22 protein-coding genes are annotated in these 19,069 nt (G+C 36.3%); 7 read left to right on the forward strand and 15 right to left on the reverse strand.

Annotation, left to right across the window (positions count from 1 at the left end):
* Positions 1–18 precede the first annotated feature (18 nt).
* Together ABD676_RS06305 and ABD676_RS06310 are read left to right on the forward strand one after the other, a co-directional pair.
* On the forward strand, positions 19–603 hold the full coding sequence (locus tag ABD676_RS06305) for a hypothetical protein (protein WP_344673746.1): 585 nt from the start codon (positions 19–21) through the stop codon (positions 601–603).
* Between the two features lie 70 nt (positions 604–673).
* Positions 674–1,648 (forward strand): YihY/virulence factor BrkB family protein, encoded by a 975-nt coding sequence (locus tag ABD676_RS06310; RefSeq protein WP_344673747.1) that lies wholly within the window; start codon positions 674–676, stop codon positions 1,646–1,648.
* A 77-nt stretch (positions 1,649–1,725) separates the two neighbouring features.
* Here ABD676_RS06310 and ABD676_RS06315 read toward each other — a convergent pair whose 3' ends face one another.
* Genes ABD676_RS06315 through ABD676_RS06325 form a run of 3 tightly spaced genes read right to left on the reverse strand, consistent with a single transcriptional unit; the run spans position 1,726 to position 5,387 of the window.
* Positions 1,726–2,754, reverse strand: coding sequence for an ATP-grasp domain-containing protein (locus ABD676_RS06315; RefSeq protein ID WP_344673748.1), 1,029 nt, complete (start codon positions 2,752–2,754; stop codon positions 1,726–1,728).
* Positions 2,755–2,782: 28 nt separating this feature from the next.
* Complete coding sequence (locus ABD676_RS06320; protein WP_344673749.1) at positions 2,783–4,615, reverse strand: peptidase MATCAP family protein; 1,833 nt, start codon at positions 4,613–4,615, stop codon at positions 2,783–2,785.
* Positions 4,599–5,387, reverse strand: coding sequence for an N-formylglutamate amidohydrolase (locus ABD676_RS06325; protein ID WP_344673750.1), 789 nt, complete (start codon positions 5,385–5,387; stop codon positions 4,599–4,601). The genes ABD676_RS06320 and ABD676_RS06325 overlap by 17 nt, the downstream gene beginning before the upstream one ends.
* A gap of 207 nt (positions 5,388–5,594) precedes the next feature.
* Between ABD676_RS06325 and ABD676_RS06330 the strand changes: the two genes are divergently transcribed.
* A complete protein-coding gene (locus ABD676_RS06330; RefSeq protein WP_344673751.1) occupies positions 5,595–7,004 on the forward strand; it encodes an alpha-L-fucosidase in 1,410 nt (469 codons plus the stop codon).
* Between the two features lie 96 nt (positions 7,005–7,100).
* Positions 7,101–7,547: a DoxX family protein gene (locus tag ABD676_RS06335; protein ID WP_344673752.1), complete on the forward strand. Its 447-nt coding sequence runs from the start codon at positions 7,101–7,103 to the stop codon at positions 7,545–7,547.
* 86 nt (positions 7,548–7,633) lie between these two features.
* Here the strand turns inward: ABD676_RS06335 and ABD676_RS06340 are convergent, their stop codons facing one another.
* From ABD676_RS06340 to ABD676_RS06390, 11 genes are all read right to left on the reverse strand, one after another.
* Positions 7,634–9,082, reverse strand: coding sequence for a multicopper oxidase domain-containing protein (locus ABD676_RS06340; protein WP_344673753.1), 1,449 nt, complete (start codon positions 9,080–9,082; stop codon positions 7,634–7,636).
* 11 nt (positions 9,083–9,093) lie between these two features.
* Entirely contained in the window at positions 9,094–9,939 is an 846-nt protein-coding gene (locus ABD676_RS06345) for a multicopper oxidase domain-containing protein (RefSeq protein WP_344673754.1), read from the reverse strand.
* Between the two features lie 44 nt (positions 9,940–9,983).
* Positions 9,984–10,832, reverse strand: coding sequence for a DUF3347 domain-containing protein (locus ABD676_RS06350; RefSeq protein WP_344673755.1), 849 nt, complete (start codon positions 10,830–10,832; stop codon positions 9,984–9,986).
* Positions 10,833–10,918: 86 nt separating this feature from the next.
* Complete coding sequence (locus tag ABD676_RS06355) at positions 10,919–11,260, reverse strand: hypothetical protein (protein ID WP_344673756.1); 342 nt, start codon at positions 11,258–11,260, stop codon at positions 10,919–10,921.
* Between the two features lie 155 nt (positions 11,261–11,415).
* Positions 11,416–11,625 (reverse strand): hypothetical protein, encoded by a 210-nt coding sequence (locus tag ABD676_RS06360; protein ID WP_344673757.1) that lies wholly within the window; start codon positions 11,623–11,625, stop codon positions 11,416–11,418.
* Positions 11,612–12,214 (reverse strand): methyltransferase domain-containing protein, encoded by a 603-nt coding sequence (locus ABD676_RS06365; RefSeq protein WP_344673758.1) that lies wholly within the window; start codon positions 12,212–12,214, stop codon positions 11,612–11,614. The genes ABD676_RS06360 and ABD676_RS06365 overlap by 14 nt, the downstream gene beginning before the upstream one ends.
* Before the next feature lie 156 nt (positions 12,215–12,370).
* Positions 12,371–12,973: a hypothetical protein gene (locus tag ABD676_RS06370; protein WP_344673759.1), complete on the reverse strand. Its 603-nt coding sequence runs from the start codon at positions 12,971–12,973 to the stop codon at positions 12,371–12,373.
* A 5-nt stretch (positions 12,974–12,978) separates the two neighbouring features.
* Complete coding sequence (locus tag ABD676_RS06375; protein WP_344673760.1) at positions 12,979–13,455, reverse strand: GNAT family N-acetyltransferase; 477 nt, start codon at positions 13,453–13,455, stop codon at positions 12,979–12,981.
* A gap of 3 nt (positions 13,456–13,458) precedes the next feature.
* The gene (locus ABD676_RS06380) at positions 13,459–14,538 is read right to left on the reverse strand and encodes a DUF695 domain-containing protein (RefSeq protein WP_344673761.1); all 1,080 of its coding nucleotides are present in this window, start codon (positions 14,536–14,538) and stop codon (positions 13,459–13,461) included.
* Between the two features lie 217 nt (positions 14,539–14,755).
* Complete coding sequence (locus tag ABD676_RS06385) at positions 14,756–15,160, reverse strand: DUF5606 family protein (protein WP_344673762.1); 405 nt, start codon at positions 15,158–15,160, stop codon at positions 14,756–14,758.
* 15 nt (positions 15,161–15,175) lie between these two features.
* Positions 15,176–15,634 carry a peptidylprolyl isomerase gene (locus ABD676_RS06390; RefSeq protein WP_344673763.1) on the reverse strand — a complete coding sequence of 153 codons (459 nt, stop codon included), beginning with the start codon at positions 15,632–15,634 and terminating at the stop codon, positions 15,176–15,178.
* Positions 15,635–15,785: 151 nt separating this feature from the next.
* On the opposite strand from ABD676_RS06390, the gene radC reads away from it, so the two are divergent.
* Together radC and ABD676_RS06400 are read left to right on the forward strand one after the other, a co-directional pair.
* Entirely contained in the window at positions 15,786–16,472 is a 687-nt protein-coding gene (gene radC / locus ABD676_RS06395; RefSeq protein ID WP_344673764.1) for a RadC family protein, read from the forward strand.
* Positions 16,473–16,559: 87 nt separating this feature from the next.
* Positions 16,560–17,270, forward strand: coding sequence for a pirin family protein (locus ABD676_RS06400; protein ID WP_344673765.1), 711 nt, complete (start codon positions 16,560–16,562; stop codon positions 17,268–17,270).
* A gap of 293 nt (positions 17,271–17,563) precedes the next feature.
* Here the strand turns inward: ABD676_RS06400 and ABD676_RS06405 are convergent, their stop codons facing one another.
* Entirely contained in the window at positions 17,564–17,827 is a 264-nt protein-coding gene (locus ABD676_RS06405) for a hypothetical protein (protein ID WP_344673766.1), read from the reverse strand.
* 282 nt (positions 17,828–18,109) lie between these two features.
* On the opposite strand from ABD676_RS06405, the gene ABD676_RS06410 reads away from it, so the two are divergent.
* Positions 18,110–18,472 carry a single-stranded DNA-binding protein gene (locus tag ABD676_RS06410; RefSeq protein ID WP_344673767.1) on the forward strand — a complete coding sequence of 121 codons (363 nt, stop codon included), beginning with the start codon at positions 18,110–18,112 and terminating at the stop codon, positions 18,470–18,472.
* The last annotated feature ends 597 nt before the right edge of the window (positions 18,473–19,069 follow it).

Below are 19,069 nucleotides of genomic sequence, written 5' to 3' on the forward strand. Positions count from 1 at the left end.
TCATATTTACAAAGGCAAATGAAACCCTTACTAACTATTGTTTGTTTACTCTTGCTTGTGAGTTGTAAACAGCAAAATGAAAAGACCAATACCCATAAGCCAGAGCAGGAAGAAGTGGTAGCTGAAAAGCAAGAAGTAGTAAAAAACACGAAAACAACAATTCCTGAACTCGAGGAGCTATCCTTGAAAGAATTCCCCTTTGTAGATTCCACTAATTTCGATAATGACGATAATAAAGGATTGAAAGATGCTGACCTATTAAAGCGAATTAACTTTGATGTAGAAGACGTTAATTTAAAGCAAGTACGTCTCCGTTATAAATTAAACTATTCGCCAAACTATTATAGTGTAGTTCTAACTTATCCATTAGGAGAACATGAATTGATCACAACCTTGTTTACCATCAATAAAAGAGGTAAAATCCTTGACTTCTTGGATATTGCTTATGATGAAATAGCAGAGTCAGCCTTCCGAAAAGAGAGTTTGTTGAAAAAGAATGAAGTTATCTTGACCGATTGGAATTACATGTCAGAAGAGCCAACTAAAACTGTCACCCGATACAGTATTAATGAACAAGGAAAATTTGAGGAAGTAGGAGAGTAATATCTATTTTCAAACCATTTCTATCCTTTTCTGTTTAAAATATTGGATTAACATAATTGATTAAAACAGTATGGAAGAAAAGAAGAAAGGGAATTTCTTTAAGGACACATTTGCAATTTTAAAAAACTCAGTATTAGGTTTTATGAATGAGGATAGCATGAAATATAGTGCTTCCTTGGCCTATTATACCATCTTTTCCCTAGGACCAATTTTGGTTTTAATGATTTCCCTTGCTGGGATTTTTTATGGAGAGGAAGCTATAAAGGGAAAAGTATTTGTGGAATTAAATGGATTAATTGGTCGAAGTGCAGCAAGGCAAGTTCAAGAGATTATCAAAAACTTAGAATTGTCGGGTAAATCCTCAATGGCTCTGATCATCAGTTTGGTAACTCTTGTTATTGGTGCTACGACTGTATTTGGTGATATTCAAAATTCCATTAATAAGATTTGGCATGTTCGGGCAAAACCTAAGAAAGGTTGGTTAAAGTTGATCATGGATAGGTTGCTTTCTTCTTCATTGATAATTGGACTAGGCTTCCTGTTGGTTGTTACCTTGGTTGTGAATGGGTTGATTTTAGCATTTACAGACCGTCTAATGCGATATTTTCCTGATGTAGCAGTTCATTCCGTCGATATTGTTAACTTTCTTCTGACCTTCGGAATTACCTTTATTTTATTCTCGGTAATATTTAAGGTTTTACCCGATGTGGAAATACAATGGAAACCAGTTCGTGCTGGAGCCTTGTTTACAGCTATATTATTTGTATTTGGACGCTTGGGAATAGGGTTTTACTTGTCAAAATCGGATACAGCTACTACATACGGTGCTGCAGGATCGATAATATTGATATTGCTCTGGGTCTATTATACGGCTGCTATACTTTATTTTGGCGCCATATTTACCCGGGAATATGCGACTTATAAGGGTTACCCAATAGAGCCCTCAACTTATGCTGTTCATGTTGAACTTAAAGAAATTGAAAGAAATGTAAAGGAGATCCCCCCAGCTCCCTTAAACAGCGATGACACGGTCATCGAGAAATAGAAAATTAATATAGTATAAAAAAGCCTTCACTTATCAGATTATTAAGTGAAGGCTTTTTTAAGATATACGATTTGTATTTACTTCTTTTGGGTTGATTTTTTTACTCGTTGAAACGACCGTACTCTTTTTTCTAAATCTTCGATCACTAGATCAGAGAAGTCAACTTCGGTAATATGGCTAATATGTCTCAAAGCACCAGGGCTAAAGACATTGATCTCCATGATTTTATCGCCTACGATATCCAATCCTACCAGGTACATGTTATCATCTCTTAATTTCTTAGAGACTTTTTTAACCAGTTTAAGAATGTCTGCGGTAATTTCTGCAGGTTCAGCAGTTGCACCCTGATGTATATTGCTTCGTATTTCATCAGCTGATTGTACGCGTCTTAAGGCTGCGTATTTGCCGTCTTTCTCCAATGGATTACCATTGATTAGGAAAAAGCGAATATCTCCTTTAACAGCTTCAGGTAGGTATTCCTGAGCAATAACATAACCATCACGAGCAATAGCTTCTACCGTTTGTTTTAAGTTTCGTGTTTCGTTGGATTTTATAAGAAACACATTTTTTCCTCCAGATCCTTTTAATGGTTTTAAGATTATTTTATCTCCTTGCTTCTTCAAGAATTTTAAAACATCCTCATGATTTCTTGTTACTAGGGTTTTTGGTCTGACCGCTTTAGGGAAATTCTCTAAATACAGTTTGTTATTTGCTTGGATAAGATTGTCTGGGTCATTAATAACAAATCCCCCATTACGTTTTACCAATTGGGCAAATTGAATACCAGATGCTGCTGCCCAAGGTCTACTAATCATATCAAGCGTTGGGTCAAATCGCAACCATAAAACGTCAATATCTGCCATGTCTGTTAGAACTTTCGAGCTTTCTCTTAGTTGTTTTAAAAACCTAGCAGCTGTAGGAAGTTTTTCCCCTGGTTCATACACTCGACAATGTGCTAAGACCGTCAGTTCATCTTGATATACAAAGTCGGCAAGACCGATATAGAGAACAGTATGCCCACGTTCTAAAGCTTTTAAAGCAAGTAGGGTCGTCGTGAATTTATCTTCTTCTTTGTGTGTCTGATTAATTAAAAATGCAATTTTCATATGTTGCTTTTGCTTTAAAGAATGTGTTCTAATGTGTCAATTTAAAAATAGATGCTTTCGTTTTTACTTCTTTCCATTTCTCTAAGTATTCTGGAAATAGATAGCGTGGGGTAATAGCGGGAGGGATGAGGATCTCCCTTTGTAACAGGTCTTTAATAATCGGTAAATAATCCTTACGTATCTTACCCATCATCAATAAATGAACATTATGGCCTTCGTGTAAATATTGAATTAATTCCATTATCCCTTTTAAATAAAGGGCATCTTTTGTTAATCCACCTCCTCGATAAACACGCATTACAATTTGAAAAGCTGATTCAGGTCTAAAACCAAATTGATCGACCAATAAGGTAAAGCATTCGGTGAAGGAATTCCCTAATAACATATGTTGAACTGCAATAACTCGTGCAGCAATAATGCGAAGACGATTATTATTTAAGCCACCAACAATATATTCCGATAATACAGCCAAACCTTCTTGTAGCTCCTCATAACCTGGTACTCCAAGACTGAATAAGTTTAAAGGTTGCATACGGCCATTAAAATAGGTGACGACATGGGTTCCAACCTCATGTTGTATCAATGCCTTAGCGCGATTTAACGTCAATTTATATTCTTTACTGATATTTAAAGCGCCACGGTTAACCATGACCCCAGAGATGTCCTCACGAATACGAATTGGACAGTTAAATTCAGCATTTTGCTGTTGTAAGAATCGAACCTCCTCTCTTGCCATTTTAGCAAATTCGGCAGGGCCTATCCATTCTTCTGATTTATTGGACATATTTTCCGGCTCAGTCATCATCAAAATGGCCAAGGCAGAATTATATAGCTTCTCTGACACGTTTCCAAATACTTGTAAACTTCCATGAAGGAAATCTTCCTTTCCTCGATCTGCTAACATCGTAATCATAGAGTCTAATTCAGATCGTTTATCACGGAAGATATAAGCCATGGTTGGATCATATATATCTTCTATCCGAAGGTTGTATAAACGCCTTTTCACTAAATCCGGATCCACATGCATGGGTCTGTATAGGAATTTCGGTACTTTCCAATATTTGTCCTTTTTGAATTGCAACCAAGCTTCATGAGCATTCAGTGGGGTTACCATCAATAGGAAATCAAATTTCTTACTTTCTTGAGCTAAGGCTTGATCAATTTCATTCATTAAGGGAGTTAGCTCTTGCTGAAAATTAATTTTCTGTGCAGTTGCATTTAAGTGGGTATAGACACGTAGAAATTCAAAGAACAGACGAGACAATGACTTTGCTAATGTTTCTCGGAAGGTACGCATTAGCAAGGGCAAGATATTCTCTTCATGGTCATGATAGCGATCATTAATAGAGATACCCATTAATAAGATTTGCTTATTCTGCAGGTACTTTTTTCCAAAAAGCGCAGGCATCTGATCAGGTTTAGGAATATTCATATCCTTTTCTATAGTTACAGATAGCTCTAGTGCCTCCATTCGGATGTTACGTTCAAGGTATTGCGCCAAAGGTAAAATATCCTTTTGCCCAATATGGAGCATAACGTCGTGTTTTTGTGGTTTTTCAGCAACCCATACCTCAATTAATAAGCAAGCCCCAAATTCTTGAGCCAAATTTTCGGCAATTGGCATAATCCATTCCTCAAGTGGAAAAGAGTCGGCTTTACAAACAATGCTTGCATTCTCTGTTTTTGCCAAGTCTGCAATCATTTTATCCTTTTTTCCAGAAGCGGGAATTCGGTAAATGAAAATATAGGGTACTATTTTATTAAAGATAAACTTCCCAACATTTGGAATCTGATAATGTATTGGGTTTCGTTTATTGATTGCATTTAAAATACGTAAAAGGGGTTTATTCTTTTCCGTCATAATAGAAATATTGATTTAATATTGTTAAGGCCTTCATCATTAATTGCTTGTAAGCTTCTACATGATGCGGCACAGGAATTCCTGTCCACTCATCCATAAAATCCTTTCGGAATTCTATGGCAAATACAGCACCATACTCTCCAAACAATTGATTAATCACCTTGGATAAATATCCTCCTTTGAATTTGATATTCTCACGAATGTCCAAAGGTTCTCCATTTACTTTTTCCTTCCCTAATTCATACATCAGTCGCTCCAATAAGGGATGCCATTTGGCATTTAAATGCAAGGTTCCAATATTAATTTGCGGATCGGTTTCTGTATTGATTTCCTGCTCGGGACCTTCACGGCGCGCATTGTAACTGTGGATATCTAAAATGACAAAGTATCCATATTTGGATATGGTTTGTTGGATATTAGATTCAATTATTGCGTAGATAGCTTCGTGATCCAATCGTAATTGATTTACTAACTCTTCTGGTACATCCTTGCGCCATACGTCCAAACCCCATGCTTGATCAGGTCGAAGATAAATGGCATCTTCAATTCCCCTATTAATATCCAGTTGAAACCTGGAGGTTTCCATAATGAAACGATTGCAAGGAAGTTCAGCAATCAGTGCTGTAAAAGGATCTTCCTCGCGCATGCGATCTTCCTCCTTCAAAAGTTGATAGGGGAGAACCCGAGGATCGATATGTTGTCCGTCATGAATGGCAAATGTCCAGAACGGACTGTCTGCCAACTTCATGGTATATTTACTAAGTAATGGCATTGCTTTTATTTTTTGTATTATCTTATTAACTAACAATAAATTGATCAAAAAGTTTGGTTTGAATCTTATGCTGCCGTGGTCGATAATTTATAATTGCAGGTCGTTTTTAACCCTGAAATGGATGGTAAATATTTAATGATTTAAGGATTAAAGCTCTCCTAATCGGTTTATTTTTCTTAATTTCCGAGAATATTAAAATTTAACCTAATGAACCTTAATTCCCTAAACCCTAATTTTAGAAAAGTAGGCTTTGCCCTATTAATCTGTATTTTATTTACTGGAAATGTATTCGCTCAATCAAAAGATTGGAAAGAGAAATCTATTGAGAACAAAGAAGAGCGTATGCAATGGTGGAAAAATGACCGTTTTGGCATGTTTATTCATTGGGGATTGTATGCACTTCCTGCTCGACATGAATGGGTGCAACAGCGTGAGCAAATAGACCATGATACTTATAAAAAGAAGTATTTCGATTTATTCAATCCGGATTTATATCATCCAGAGGAATGGGCTGCGGCAGCTAAAGAGGCTGGAATGAAATACGTGGTACTAACGGCAAAACATCATGAAGGTTTCTGTTTATGGGATACCAAGACTTCCGATTTTAATGCTGCTAAAACACCCTACGGCAAGGATTTAATTAAGCCATTTGTAGAAGCCTGTCGTAAAAATGATCTGAAGATTGGTTTTTATTTTTCAGTGATTGACTGGTATCATCCAGATTTCTTGATTGATAATACACACCCCTTACGTAATAGTAAAGATGCGAGGTCAAAAAACAAGGACAAAAATATGGATGTCTTTCGTAAGTACTTAAAGGATCAACTTCGAGAATTATTGAGCAATTATGGAAAGATCGATTTGTTATTTTGGGATTTTTCTTATCCAGGTGAGGATGGCAAAGGTCATCAAGATTGGGATAGTGAGGGCTTGGTCAAAATGGCTAGAACCTTACAGCCCAATATTATCATGAATGATCGTCTGGACTTAGGATCAGATGCATGGGGATGGGATTATAAAACACCAGAGCAATTTATGCCTCAAACATCGCCAACAGTAAATGGGGTAAAAGTACCTTGGGAAACCTGTCAGACTTTTTCGGGTTCTTGGGGTTACCATCGCGATGAGAATACCTGGAAATCCAGTAATCAATTGATTGCCATGTTGATTGAGGTTGTCAGTAAAGGAGGTAATTTACTGTTAAATGTTGGTCCAACAGCAAGAGGGAATTTTGATGACCGTGCCATGGAACGTCTTCAAGAGATGGGAAAATGGATGCGCTTAAATAGTAAAGCCATCTATGGTTGTACAGAAGCGCCTGCAGGATTTAATAAACCTGATAATAGTATGTTAACCTATAATCCGAAAACAAATCGTCTCTATGTACATTTATTGCAATATCCATTTAAGACACTCTATCTGCCAGGATTCAAAGGAAAAGTTAAATATGCCCAATTCTTACACGATAATTCGGAGATAAAATATAGCTCGCGCAGTTCGGCTAAAGATGGAGAACACATGACTATTACAGCTGGTGAAAATGACCTTATTGTTGATCTTCCAGTAGTAAAACCGGATGTTCAGATTCCAGTTATTGAATTGATATTGAATGATTAATATTTTCAATTCTTGAAAAAAAAATCTTTAATTAACACAATATGAGGATGTTGTAATGCGTTGAGTTTATATAACCAATTTAAAAAGGAGGTCATTATGAACCTAATTCAACGCATTGAACATTGGGGAGATCATCATCATCCACGTTGGATTGATTTTGTTAGAATCGCACTTGGTATATTAATATTTGCCAAGGGGGTCAGTTTCATTATGGATAGGGATTCCGTAGCAACATTAATTGAGCGAACGCATTTCCAACTTTCCATTTGGGGTGCAGTACACTATGTTGTATTTGCTCATTTGGTTGGTGGGATATTTATCGCACTAGGCTTTGTGACTAGATTTGCTTCATTAATCCAGATTCCAATACTGATCGGAGCGGTATTTTTTGTCAACATTACCCAAGGTTTTAGCTTCTTAAATTCAGAGTTCTGGTTATCACTAATCGTGTTGCTATTACTTTGTTATTTTGTAATTGTAGGCTCAGGTCCTATGTCATTAGATAAAATGATGGATAAACCTGGATACAAACGAGATATTTAAGAAAATTTAAAGTTCTTGTTCTTTTAAATGATTAAGGCCTCCAAGCGGAGGCCTTAATTTTATTAATAGTTGTGTGTAAAGTTCCTTTAATAATTGACGGAAAGTCCAATTCCATATCCCATATCAGAATCGTAATGACCACGGATTCCAAGGTTTCTAGTTAAGATATACCGTAAATCAAGCATATATTCCTTATCTGTATTAACCATAAATCCCCCTCTTAATCTTTTTGATAAAGGAATGTCCTCACGCATTAATCCTAACCGAACGGTACCATCGTGATACACCTCTGCTTGAAAGCGAATTAGCATAGGAAGGGTATAGGCAAATCCAGCACTAAATAGCGCCCGTTCATCCTTGCTGTTCTTTTGACCAAACAGGTTTTTCTCCACTTCATTATGCTCCATCTTTCGGTATCTCCAATCGAAACCAATGAATGGCATGAACCATTGCATTTTATCCACATAACGACCTAAATGAGTTTCTACCTCATAACCATGCATGTTTTGATAACCCAATCGCCATTCAGAGGTCAAGCTCCATCGGGTATTGTGCAGCATGAGTTCACCATCATTACCATTTGTAGCAAAATCATTTTGGATCATAAAATGCGGCATATTGCTTTCTCTTTGCAATTTCTTATATGCCCAAGCCTTGTCTGGTAAATGTGGGTTTGGAGGTTGGTTTTCCGTGCTAAATACACGATTCATTCCCGCCATCATATGATATAAGATGTGACAGTGGAAAAACCAGTCTCCATCAACGTTAGATTCAAATTCTATAGTATCAGTCTCCATTGGCATGATATCCAATACATTCTTCAAAAGGGCATATTCACCTTGGCCATTTATGACACGGAAGTCGTGACCATGTAAATGCATAGGGTGCCTCATCATGGAATTATTATAAAGTGTAATCCGTAGTATTTCTCCTTTCTTGATGAGGATCTTATCGGACTCTGCCAGCACCTTATTATCCATGCTCCATACGTATCGACTCATGTTTCCGGTTAATTCGAAATGGAGTTCTCGAACTTTGGCATCCTTTGGCAATGTCGTTTTCGTTGGAGAACGTAACATGCCGTAATTTAAGGTTACTATTTCAGCCCTTTGGTTACTGTTGCCAGCCATATTATGTTGTTCATGACCAGTATGTTCCTTGTTGGCTGAATTTTCTTGATGATTTTCATGTTTGGAGTTTTCCTTATCAGGCATTTCCATTCCCTCTACATGTTGATGCGATTCTTTACCTTCCATTTCCGGATACATCACAGTATTCATATCCATTTTCTGAAGACTCATTTTCATACCCATATCATCGAGGTCTCCATTCATCTTCATCATGTCATTCATCATTTTCATGCCCTCAAAATATTTGAGTTTTGGTAGGGGAGAAACAAGTTGTTTAACTCCGTTACCTAGATAGATGGATACATGGTTTGTTCTATCTTCCGGAGTAGCCATAAATTCATAAGCAAAACCATCTTCAGGGATTGTGACTACAACATCGTACGTTTCAGAAACTCCTACTAGCAATCGGTCAACTTCTACAGGTCAACATCATTGCCATCATTGGCGACAACCGTTATTTTTCCGCCTGCATAAGTAAGCCAAAAGTAGGATGATGCTCCAGCATTGATAACCCTAAGCCGAACTTTATCACCTGCCTTAAATTGAGAATGCTGTTGCTCGCTAGAGCCATTAATTAAAAAGCGATCGTAATAAACATCACTTACATCCATGGCAAGCATACGCTTCCATTCATTGGTTAGTTTAGTTTTAAAATGACCTGCCTTGATGGCCTCGGCGTAACTTTGTGTTGCATTTTTCTTAATCGCAAACCAATCATTGGCATTGTGCAACATCCGATGCACATTATCTGGATCTAAATCGGTCCATTCGCTTAGAACCAAGGGTATACTAGGTAAGTCATCAATTCCCTTACGGAATGTTGGATCATTTTGTTTTTTATGGAGTATGAAAGCCCCATACATTCCTATTTGTTCCTGCATTCCAGAATGACTGTGATACCAATGGGTACCGTTCTGGATGATGGGAAACCTATAGACATAAGGTTCCTTTGGTTTAATGGGCATTTGTGTAAGAAATGGGACCCCATCTTCTTCATTAGGAAGGAATATTCCGTGCCAATGAAGGGAAGTTCCTTCTTTCAATTGATTGTGTACATGGATTTCTGCCGTATCGCCTTCTGTAAAATGTAAAGTAGGCATAGGTATTCCCCCATTAACAGCAATTGCAGGCTTGGTCTTTCCGCTATAGTTTACAAGTGTGTCTTTCACATATAAATCATAGCGAACAACCTGCTGCCCCTGAACCCATAGACAAATGAGTAAGAATATAGCCGTCAGACTATATTTTAAATGATATTTCATGTTTTCCCTCTTTACTTTAATAATAATTGCGTTGTGATTTGGTTTTAGATTTTCTCTACAACAGATCCACAAGTGAGCATTTTACTGCCGTAATAAGGGTTTTTAATATTTTCTTCTGTACTTAACCAATTAGCACCTTTATTCTGATTTGCCATTGGGCAATGCTGCCAATAAAGTGTCTTGCCATAATTAGCGACCTTTGAAAGGGCATACATGTTTTCAGATAGCTGAATAAAGGATTTCCTTTGGTTGTCTATTGACTTATCTTTTGAAATGGAAGAAGCTTGCTGTTCCAGTTGTTTGTAAACCTTCATCCATAACTGATGTTCTTTATCAGCTAGCTTTTTCATGTCTACTGCTTGTATGGCTTTGGCTAGCATTTCAGCGTGCTGTGTTGCTTGTTTACCATTGCTGGCTACCAAGGCATCCTTTAATGCCAAGTAATGGCCAAATAAGCTGTTTAGCTCATTAGCTGCTTGATTGTCCGAGCTTTGGGAAACTTGGTGATCACTGTGATTACTATGATTTTCTGTAGGCTTAGTTGCAGGAGTTTGATGATCTCTTTCATACAAACAACATTCATGTAGTTTTGCATATACATCATCTGGTGCACGGAAAGATTCATTATCATATCCCGCCTGAGCAATCTTTTTTAGAATTGCTTCCTCATTTGTCTTATTGGGATCAAAGTTAATAGTTGCAGTTTCGGAGTCTGCATTCCATACTACGGATGAAATGTTTTTTTCATTTCCTGCATTTTCAATGGTTTTCTTGCACATACCGCAATTACCTTTCACTTTGGCAGTAACGGTCTTTTGATTTTTAATTTGGGCTTGGCCATGGTTCATACCAAAGGCAAACAACAAACCCAATAAAAGAATGGATCTTTTCATTTTTATCTAAATAATAAATACATAAAATAGCAGCTAAGCTCTGGAAATAGCAGAGTAGCTTAAATAAATACTTTTTTGAGAAGGTATTACGCTATTTTAGGAGGGATAAAAATGCTAAAGAATCCTGAGGCTATTAAAGCAGGACTTAAAGTCTGATAAACTTTCTCCTCTGTTGGAATAATAGTGGAGAAATCATATTCAAAGCTGATTAAGCAGCAGTTTAATACATGGGGAACAACACAACAGCAAGCTCCATTTTCTGAAGAACATTTGCCAGCATGGTCTTTATGTTCTTGCGGATGATCTTTGCAACAAGCATGCTCATTCTCTTGTTGTTTTTGTTCATCTGGTTTATGACAACTTTTTTCTGTTGTCTCCAAGTGCTTTTCACATGCTGACACTTGCTTTGGTGCGAATGAACAAAGCATGATGATTAGCGGTATGTAAAGCCATCTGAACATAACTGTATAACTGCTAATTTACATAAATGTTTAATTTCTAAAAGGATAAAATGTATTTTGCAAGTAAAAATGTTCAGATAGCTTATATAAATAGACTAACTGTATTCGATAAAAGGGTTGTTTTATTGTTCCCTTCTTCTCTGAGGAACATCACAGGAGCCATTGGCACCACAGCCCCTGTTGAATAGAGGTAATGCTGTAAACATAATTCCTAATCCTGTAATAATCCATTGACCGGATTTAATTCCTTGGATAGTGATTACAATCCCCATAACAAGTCTTAAAATACGCATGATGCTCCATTGACTTAGATAATTTTTAATTCTGTACATCTTTCTTCTTCAATTTGATAAATAATTCAGAACCTTTTCGTTCAGGAATGCTATTCCTGCAAGGCTCCATAATTTGAAGTTCAAATGATTTTTCGAAAGCAGAATGATATTCTTCTTCATGACCACCGAATGGAGGCCCAGGACGTTGGAAATGAATGTTGAACAATACACCAGCCAATAGTCCATTTTCATTTAATAGAGAAGCTGATTTACTGATGTAAGCTGGACGTAAAGTAGGATCAATGGCGCAGAAAAATGTCTGCTCCAGAATCAAGTCATATGAGCCCTCATGGTCAAAGAAATCCCCTAATAACACCTTGATATTGGCTTTGCCTTCCAGTCTTTTTCTGACATCTTCCACTAATTTAGGTGCAATGTCGATCAGCGTAATGTTGGTAAATCCTTGATCCAGTAAATAATTTGCTTCATAGGCATTGCCACATCCAGGAATCAGAATAGCTGCATCCTTATTCTCGTAGCCATCCATGAATTCGACAATAGGGGTAGAGGCATATCCAATATCCCAACCCATTTGACGATTTTCCCATCGCTCATTCCAATATGCTTGATTCAATTGTTGTTTTTCCACGTCCTTGTCGATAAATCTTTTCCTTTTGCTTTCTACTTTCTTTTCATTTGAATCTATTCAAAGATGCATGAATTAAAAGGAAGTACTTGTAACTTGTGTAACAGAGAAGGTTATTATTCGTACTTATTAACCGAAATTCTAATTAGCTGAGAATTATTAATTAATTGGATGAGCCTCTTCTATCAATTCTAACTTTATGTTGTGTACTTTTCCTCGAGCACTAGATATTTTTCCATCGAAATAACCTCCAGAAAGTACGTTGTTAGGATTACTTCTTCGACCGGAATATACATTTACTGATACGTCAAAATCTCTATTTTCCAAAAGATCTAAATCTGCTTTGGCAATTTTCATTCCATGCACAATGGCAAAATCCTCTTGCAATAACTCTATATCCTGACTAGCAAGGGCCATCTGACCATCATTTTTATAGGCTGAGGAATTCTTATCGGCCGGAACACCCAACAAATAGGTGCTAATAATTACCGACTCTTGTGTTTCTTTGATTAGCTTTTTAGATTTTTCTGAAAACTCCAGTTTAATGGCAAACTCAGGAACTTCTAATGAGTCTCCTAAATCTTTCCAAGCCGTATCTAATTTTAGTTCCGTAGTATTTGAGTCTACCTGTTTTTCAGGTAAAGAATCTGTAGTCGAATCCGTTTCTTTGGTCTTACTATTCTGTTGACAGCTGCTGCCAAAAATTAAGCTTGCTGTTGTTATTAATCCAATTGAAAGGATTTGTTTTTTTGAAATAATCATAGTTTTTAAATTATGGGTTGGAATTCCATGCTTACTAAATCATAGCCTTCGGCCCAATAGTTTTTTTGACGATCAAATTCTTGGAAGCCATGTTTTCCATAGAATTGATCTGCGAATTGCGAAGTCCTTACGGTGATTTTCTCTATAGAAGGTTTGCTTCTGATACAAGCTAACCTATGAATCAACAATCGAGAACCTAATCCTTTCTTGTGGTACTCTGGATGTACGATATCCCAACTTATTTTTGCGGTATGTCCATCCTCATCATAGTTAATTCCTCCTGAAGCAAGTAAATTAGAATTTACCTCCAGTACGAAATAATCTTCCGTCTCCTTGTCAAGATAATTTGCTAAATCTTCCAGCTCATTTGGGTGGAAATAGGTTGGAATATTTAAACGGAGCAAATCTAATAGCAGCTCTTTATCCTTATTTTCATAAGGTCTAATTTGAATATCCATGGATTTTAAATCTTCTAATTCCATAAGTTAGAAATTAAAACGCTCAAGTGCTTGCCAATATTTATCCTTAAAGATATCAATTGTGATGTTCAATTTGTCTTTATATTCTGCTACTATCCAATCGGCAATTTTTGAAGCCATTCGGTAATCTTTACAAGCATAATAAATATCACACTGAGAATCTCCCAATTCACGACCGAGGTAAATGTTTCCTTCAAGGATAGGCAGTAACTGATAGGCTTGGTTATCTAAGTCACTCAAAAGATTGTATTCTTTTTCAGTAGGGAATCCTACTTCATTTACTTCCTCAAAATGTAGCGTTATAAAAAACATCCACGGGTGTGAGGCTTTATGGTCCCATTTCATGGCTCCTGTATTGATGGTCGAGATAATTGGTGTTCCATCTTCTAAAGTAGCTTCATACCCCGCGTATTGTTCCTCACTAAGGTCAAAGGTTATGTCTTGATACTTCTCGACAAATTCTTTTTCTCGCCAATCAATATAATCCGGTAGTTTTTCAACTGGAATTTCCTCAGGAATATCATCCCCAGGACCTCGAACCTCCAATCGGTCTATTCGATCGATCATAGTTTCCTCACCCAAAAAATTATCTAAGAAAATGAAAACACCATTGGTAATTTCATCTGCAAATTCCTCTTGAAATGGTCGATAAATCATGACCAAATCTATTTCATCTGGATAGGAGGGATTGATTCTTGGGTAAAAGCTTATTTTATCCTTATCAAACTCCAGGTCCAACATTCGAATGGAAAATGAACTAACATTAGTTGGCGGTTTCAATGCCGAGAAACGCCAATAAGGGACTTCAGGAGCTGTAGCAACCAATTCTTCTGCAAGATAAACCTTGCGGACATTGCCATCCGGCGTGAATACCAGTTTCGCAGAATTCTCTTCTAAACCAATTAAAAAATATAGTCCCAAGTCTAATTCAGTGACTTTAGGAGCTAACAGCGATATTAAATCCTCTTCGACCAACTCGCCTTTCTGCAATGTCTCGTAAAAATCTTGACTATGTTCTTTAAACCAATCCCAAAAAGCTTGGTAATTGGCTTTTTCTAATAAAGGCAGTTCGTAGTTTAAACTCATAGATGTGTTAAAATATTTTTATTAACTGATTTGGCTCGAAATACCAATTTTCAGCTATTCCCTAAATATAACAAATGCTATCCGAATAATTAAAGGCTATCTGTGCTATATTAACAAGTCTGGAAGTAAATGTTTTCCTGAAAATGAAAAAAGCTCCATCAATTTTTGATTGATGGAGCTTTTCTATGTTTTGTTTTGTTGTGTACCGTTTCAGTAATTATACTAAAGGTGCAGGTGCTTCTTCGTCAAATAATGGAAGTTCCTTAATGATATTGTACCAAGTAATAACTTTTTTAATATCAGATGAATAAACACGGTCTTCATCATGACCAGGAGCAACCTCACGGAAGAAATTACGTAAGGTAGTACCGTCAGCTTTAGGGTCAGGAAGTTCTGTAGAATTAGTTTTGATAGTCTCAAAAACATCTAACAATCGGATTTCTTCCTCTTCACCATAAATAGTGATATCTTCTAAAGTAGCCATTTTTGTGGTCGAAAGATTAACTACTGACTTCAATTTAGCCGCATCTAATGTTTCTAAAACAAACCCACCTTTGTTCTGTCCAATTAATTTATATAATCCTGGTTTTCCAGTTACAGATACTAATCCTCTTAAATTCATGCTTTCTGTTTATTATTAATCCTCGATTACTTCAATTCCTAAAATGCGGTCTCCTTGACGAATATCATCTACTACATCAACATTTTCTACAACCTTACCAAAGCAAGTGTGGTTTCTGTCTAGGTGAGCAGTATTATTACGGCTATGGCAAATAAAGAATTGAGATCCTCCCGTATTGCGACCAGCATGTGCCATTGACAATACACCACGATCATGGTATTGGTTTTCTCCTGTTAATTCACAGTCAATCTTGTATCCTGGACCACCAGTACCCGGTACACCTGTAGCACCTTCGCGTGTATTTGGACATCCACCTTGAATTACAAAGTCATTAATTACGCGGTGAAATGTTAAACCATCGTAGTATCCTGATTTAGCTAATTTAATAAAGTTAGCTACGGTATTTGGAGCATCTGCGTTGTAAAATTCCACAGTCATGTCGCCTTTTTCTGTCTTGATAATTGCTTTACTCATAATATTCAAACCTTTTTGAAATGTTTACAAAGATAAGGTTTCTGTATAAAATCTAAAATGATGTCGTTAACATATTGATAATGAGTTTTATATATGCTTTTTTCTTGTTATTTTTAAATAGAAATCGAAGAATACGTTAAAAAGGAATTATATGGAAAAAATGGTCATTCGCGAATGGGCAGAAGCAGATAGACCTCGAGAAAAACTCTTATTACATGGACGAAGATCAGTATCTGATGCCGAATTATTAGCCATTTTAATTGGCTCTGGAAACAGAAATGAATCTGCAGTAGAATTGTGCAAAAGATTACTAGGAAGTGTAAATCATAATTTGTTAAGGCTTTCCAAGTTAGAGGTAAATGATTTATGTCAGTTTCGTGGGATTGGAGAAGCTAAAGCCATCAGCATCATCGCTGCTTTAGAGCTAGGCAGAAGAAGACAAGATTTTCAGGAAGAAGTAAGGGATATTTTAAACAGTAGTAAGCTTGCATTTCAATACTTAAAAGATCAACTCCAAGACCTACCTCATGAAGAATTTTGGGCAATTTATTTAAATACCGGTTGTAAGGCCATAGATCGGCAAATGATTAGTAGGGGTGGTCAGGACTTTACACCTGTAGACATCCGAATCATACTGCGCTATGCGCTTAGTAATAAGGCCCATTCTATTATTTTGGCTCATAACCATCCCTCTGGCACATTACGTGCAAGTGAACCAGATAAGCAATTGACCAAGAAAATTGTTCAAGCTGCTCAACTGATGGATATCCAAGTATTAGATCACTTGATCTTCACGGATTCAGGATACCTGAGTTTTAAGGATGAAGGTCTACTTTAGTAGTGTTTTTCTTATCCTACATCAATGCTTAGAGAAACATTTCTTTTCAACTTTGTGTTATAACTAAATAGGAAGGAAAATATTAAGATGGCAAAATACAGTTTACACCTAGCAGATACGCGTGGCGATGCAAACCACGGTTGGTTACAATCAAAACACTCATTCAGCTTTGCTGAATATTATGATGCTGAGCGCATGAACTTTGGTGCTTTACGGGTATTAAATGATGACCAAGTAGCCCCAGGAATGGGCTTTGGACGTCATCCGCATAGCAATATGGAGATTATTTCCATTCCATTAGAAGGAGAGTTGGCTCATACGGATAGCATGGGTAATTCTTCCGTAATCAAAAAAGGGGAAATACAAGTCATGAGCGCAGGAACTGGCGTTGAACATAGTGAATACAATCAATCCGAAAGTAAGCCTGTAGAATTTTTACAGATATGGATTATTCCTGATGAGCAAAATGTTGAACCTCGGTATGACCAACAAAAGATTGATTTTGACCAAGCGCATAATAATTTCCTCCAAATACTTTCACCAAATGCAGATGATGGCGGCGTATGGATCCATCAACATGCTTGGATTCATTGGGCAGATTTTACAGCTGGTTTTTCGCGGGAATATGTTTGGAAGGACAAGAAAAATGGATTATATGTATTCGTAATTCGTGGTGATGTAGAAGTGGGAGGCCAAAAGTTACAAACTCGAGATGGATTGGCCATACTTGGTGAAGAGCATGTAACCATTAAAGCAGATACCAAGGCAGAATTTATTTTAATCGAAGTACCTGTTTAAAGCTGATCCCTTAGTTAGAAATTACCTTCTTCTACACGATAGGAAAGCATGAAAACAGCAAATATTTATGGCAACTTATTTATAAAATATGAAGTGCAGAAGATTTATTTATAACATATAATGCTGTCTAGGACATTTAGGCAGCTTTTTTTATTTTTCCCTTAAGGGGTATAGATAATAATGGCAACACGCATTACTCCTTGGGATGATAAATTGAATGGAATTAATATTCCAATCAATAAAAAAGAGCTGAAAGGATTTTCAGCTCAAAGAAAACAGTTGACAAAAAAGGTTTAGGTATTTGCATTGAGGACTTTTTGTTGTTTGAGGTTTTTATTGTTCTTGACAATTAAAAGCAGACCATTTTCAATTTCTAAAAATCCATATTCATAACAGAAGAAATACGTTTGTCCTTTGTTTGTCAGAATGGTATGCGTGTGAAAATCAAGGGTAAATCCTTCGGTTAAAAGCTTGAATTTATTCACCTTAATCATTTTTTCTTCACCAAGATATTCCTGAAGAATATTTCTGTTCCTACGGAGTTTGCGGTTGATCATCCGCAAAACATTATCCTGACTACTATTCTTCCTGTTGTTATAGGCATTTCGGCAATTGTCATCACAAAATCTTTTATCTGATCGCCCGCGAATTATTTTTTGGCATTCATTACATGTTTTGTCTGGCATAGTACTATTTCTATTGTTTTAATCATTTATAATCACTTATAATCACCTATAACCAATTGGTATACGAATGATTTTTAAGGAACTACTGAACTTTGAATTGTGTTTAGAAGCCCTATGGTGGTTAATATAATAAAACAAGATAAAGTTATGATTATGAGTTCATTAAGAAATTCTGTACAGTTGCTAGGTCGATTAGGTACAGATGCACAAGTAAAAGTTAGTCAAAATGGTGTTGCCTATTGTATAATAAGGTTTGTGACGAACATCACCTACCTAGATAAGGACAATAAGCAAGTAACTAACTCCCAATGGCATACTCTAAGTGTCTGGGGAAATTTAACAAAGCATTTGGAAAAGAAAGGGCAGAAGGGAAGCCTATGGTTAATTCAAGGAAGGCTAGTACACTCCAAATACACGAATAGAAATGGAGAAGAAAAGCAAAGTACTGAAGTGCGTGTAGATCGATTGTTATTTCTTTCTGGAAAGGGAGAAAGTAGTCCAGCTATGGCTACTTAAATGAATGTCCATAAAGGTTTTCAAAAGAGTCAATATTACTTCAAATCTGTGACTTTATTGTTCCTTTGATTATTTAAGATGGAAACAGATTAATTGCTGTATGGTCTGGGCATACAGCAATTTTTTATTATTTGATAAATCGCTTAATAAGCCAAATCACAAGAATCAACAGAACTAAATCCAAGATTAAATTAATAGGAGTAAAAGATAATGAAAAACCAGTATTTACATTTGAATCAAAAACAGCACGTTGAAAATAAACCTGAGGAAACCCAAATAAGTTGAATTTTCCATTAAATATACTACTTGTAGGACCAAGGAAAATAATACAACTGACTATGTACAAGAAGATCTTAAAAGCTTTCATATTAGTGGGATTTGTCTTATTTAATTGGTTAATAGTTCGCTTATGTACTTAAAAACATAAATGGAAAACATCATTATTGTCTATTGAATATACTAATAATAGCAATCTAAAATTAAAGCATTTGTAAATTATTAAAAACAATATTTTAAATCCTTTCTATTGGAATATAGAAATCATATATGTCTTTCAGAATCCTTTTATCAGGAATATTGAATCAAAAAGTAATAAAT

The organism is Sphingobacterium kyonggiense, assembly GCF_039536825.1.
Lineage (GTDB): Bacteria > Bacteroidota > Bacteroidia > Sphingobacteriales > Sphingobacteriaceae > Sphingobacterium > Sphingobacterium kyonggiense.

What these genes read in the sequence shown, in the direction of transcription:
- ABD676_RS06310 (WP_344673747.1), top strand. Translation starts at nt 674, where the DNA reads ATGGAAGAAAAGAAGAAAGGGAATTTCTTTAAGGACACATTTGCAATT.
- ABD676_RS06305 (WP_344673746.1), top strand. Translation starts at nt 19, where the DNA reads ATGAAACCCTTACTAACTATTGTTTGTTTACTCTTGCTTGTGAGTTGT.
- ABD676_RS06370 (WP_344673759.1), bottom strand. Translation starts at nt 12,973, where the DNA reads ATGATTATTTCAAAAAAACAAATCCTTTCAATTGGATTAATAACAACA.
- ABD676_RS06410 (WP_344673767.1), top strand. Translation starts at nt 18,110, where the DNA reads ATGAGTTCATTAAGAAATTCTGTACAGTTGCTAGGTCGATTAGGTACA.
- ABD676_RS06355 (WP_344673756.1), bottom strand. Translation starts at nt 11,260, where the DNA reads ATGCTTTGTTCATTCGCACCAAAGCAAGTGTCAGCATGTGAAAAGCAC.
- ABD676_RS06385 (WP_344673762.1), bottom strand. Translation starts at nt 15,160, where the DNA reads ATGAATTTAAGAGGATTAGTATCTGTAACTGGAAAACCAGGATTATAT.
- ABD676_RS06375 (WP_344673760.1), bottom strand. Translation starts at nt 13,455, where the DNA reads ATGGAATTAGAAGATTTAAAATCCATGGATATTCAAATTAGACCTTAT.
- ABD676_RS06330 (WP_344673751.1), top strand. Translation starts at nt 5,595, where the DNA reads ATGAACCTTAATTCCCTAAACCCTAATTTTAGAAAAGTAGGCTTTGCC.
- ABD676_RS06320 (WP_344673749.1), bottom strand. Translation starts at nt 4,615, where the DNA reads ATGACGGAAAAGAATAAACCCCTTTTACGTATTTTAAATGCAATCAAT.
- ABD676_RS06350 (WP_344673755.1), bottom strand. Translation starts at nt 10,832, where the DNA reads ATGAAAAGATCCATTCTTTTATTGGGTTTGTTGTTTGCCTTTGGTATG.
- ABD676_RS06360 (WP_344673757.1), bottom strand. Translation starts at nt 11,625, where the DNA reads ATGTACAGAATTAAAAATTATCTAAGTCAATGGAGCATCATGCGTATT.
- ABD676_RS06345 (WP_344673754.1), bottom strand. Translation starts at nt 9,939, where the DNA reads ATGAAATATCATTTAAAATATAGTCTGACGGCTATATTCTTACTCATT.
- ABD676_RS06335 (WP_344673752.1), top strand. Translation starts at nt 7,101, where the DNA reads ATGAACCTAATTCAACGCATTGAACATTGGGGAGATCATCATCATCCA.
- ABD676_RS06390 (WP_344673763.1), bottom strand. Translation starts at nt 15,634, where the DNA reads ATGAGTAAAGCAATTATCAAGACAGAAAAAGGCGACATGACTGTGGAA.
- ABD676_RS06380 (WP_344673761.1), bottom strand. Translation starts at nt 14,538, where the DNA reads ATGAGTTTAAACTACGAACTGCCTTTATTAGAAAAAGCCAATTACCAA.
- ABD676_RS06400 (WP_344673765.1), top strand. Translation starts at nt 16,560, where the DNA reads ATGGCAAAATACAGTTTACACCTAGCAGATACGCGTGGCGATGCAAAC.
- ABD676_RS06325 (WP_344673750.1), bottom strand. Translation starts at nt 5,387, where the DNA reads ATGCCATTACTTAGTAAATATACCATGAAGTTGGCAGACAGTCCGTTC.
- ABD676_RS06405 (WP_344673766.1), bottom strand. Translation starts at nt 17,827, where the DNA reads ATGATCAACCGCAAACTCCGTAGGAACAGAAATATTCTTCAGGAATAT.
- ABD676_RS06315 (WP_344673748.1), bottom strand. Translation starts at nt 2,754, where the DNA reads ATGAAAATTGCATTTTTAATTAATCAGACACACAAAGAAGAAGATAAA.
- radC (WP_344673764.1), top strand. Translation starts at nt 15,786, where the DNA reads ATGGAAAAAATGGTCATTCGCGAATGGGCAGAAGCAGATAGACCTCGA.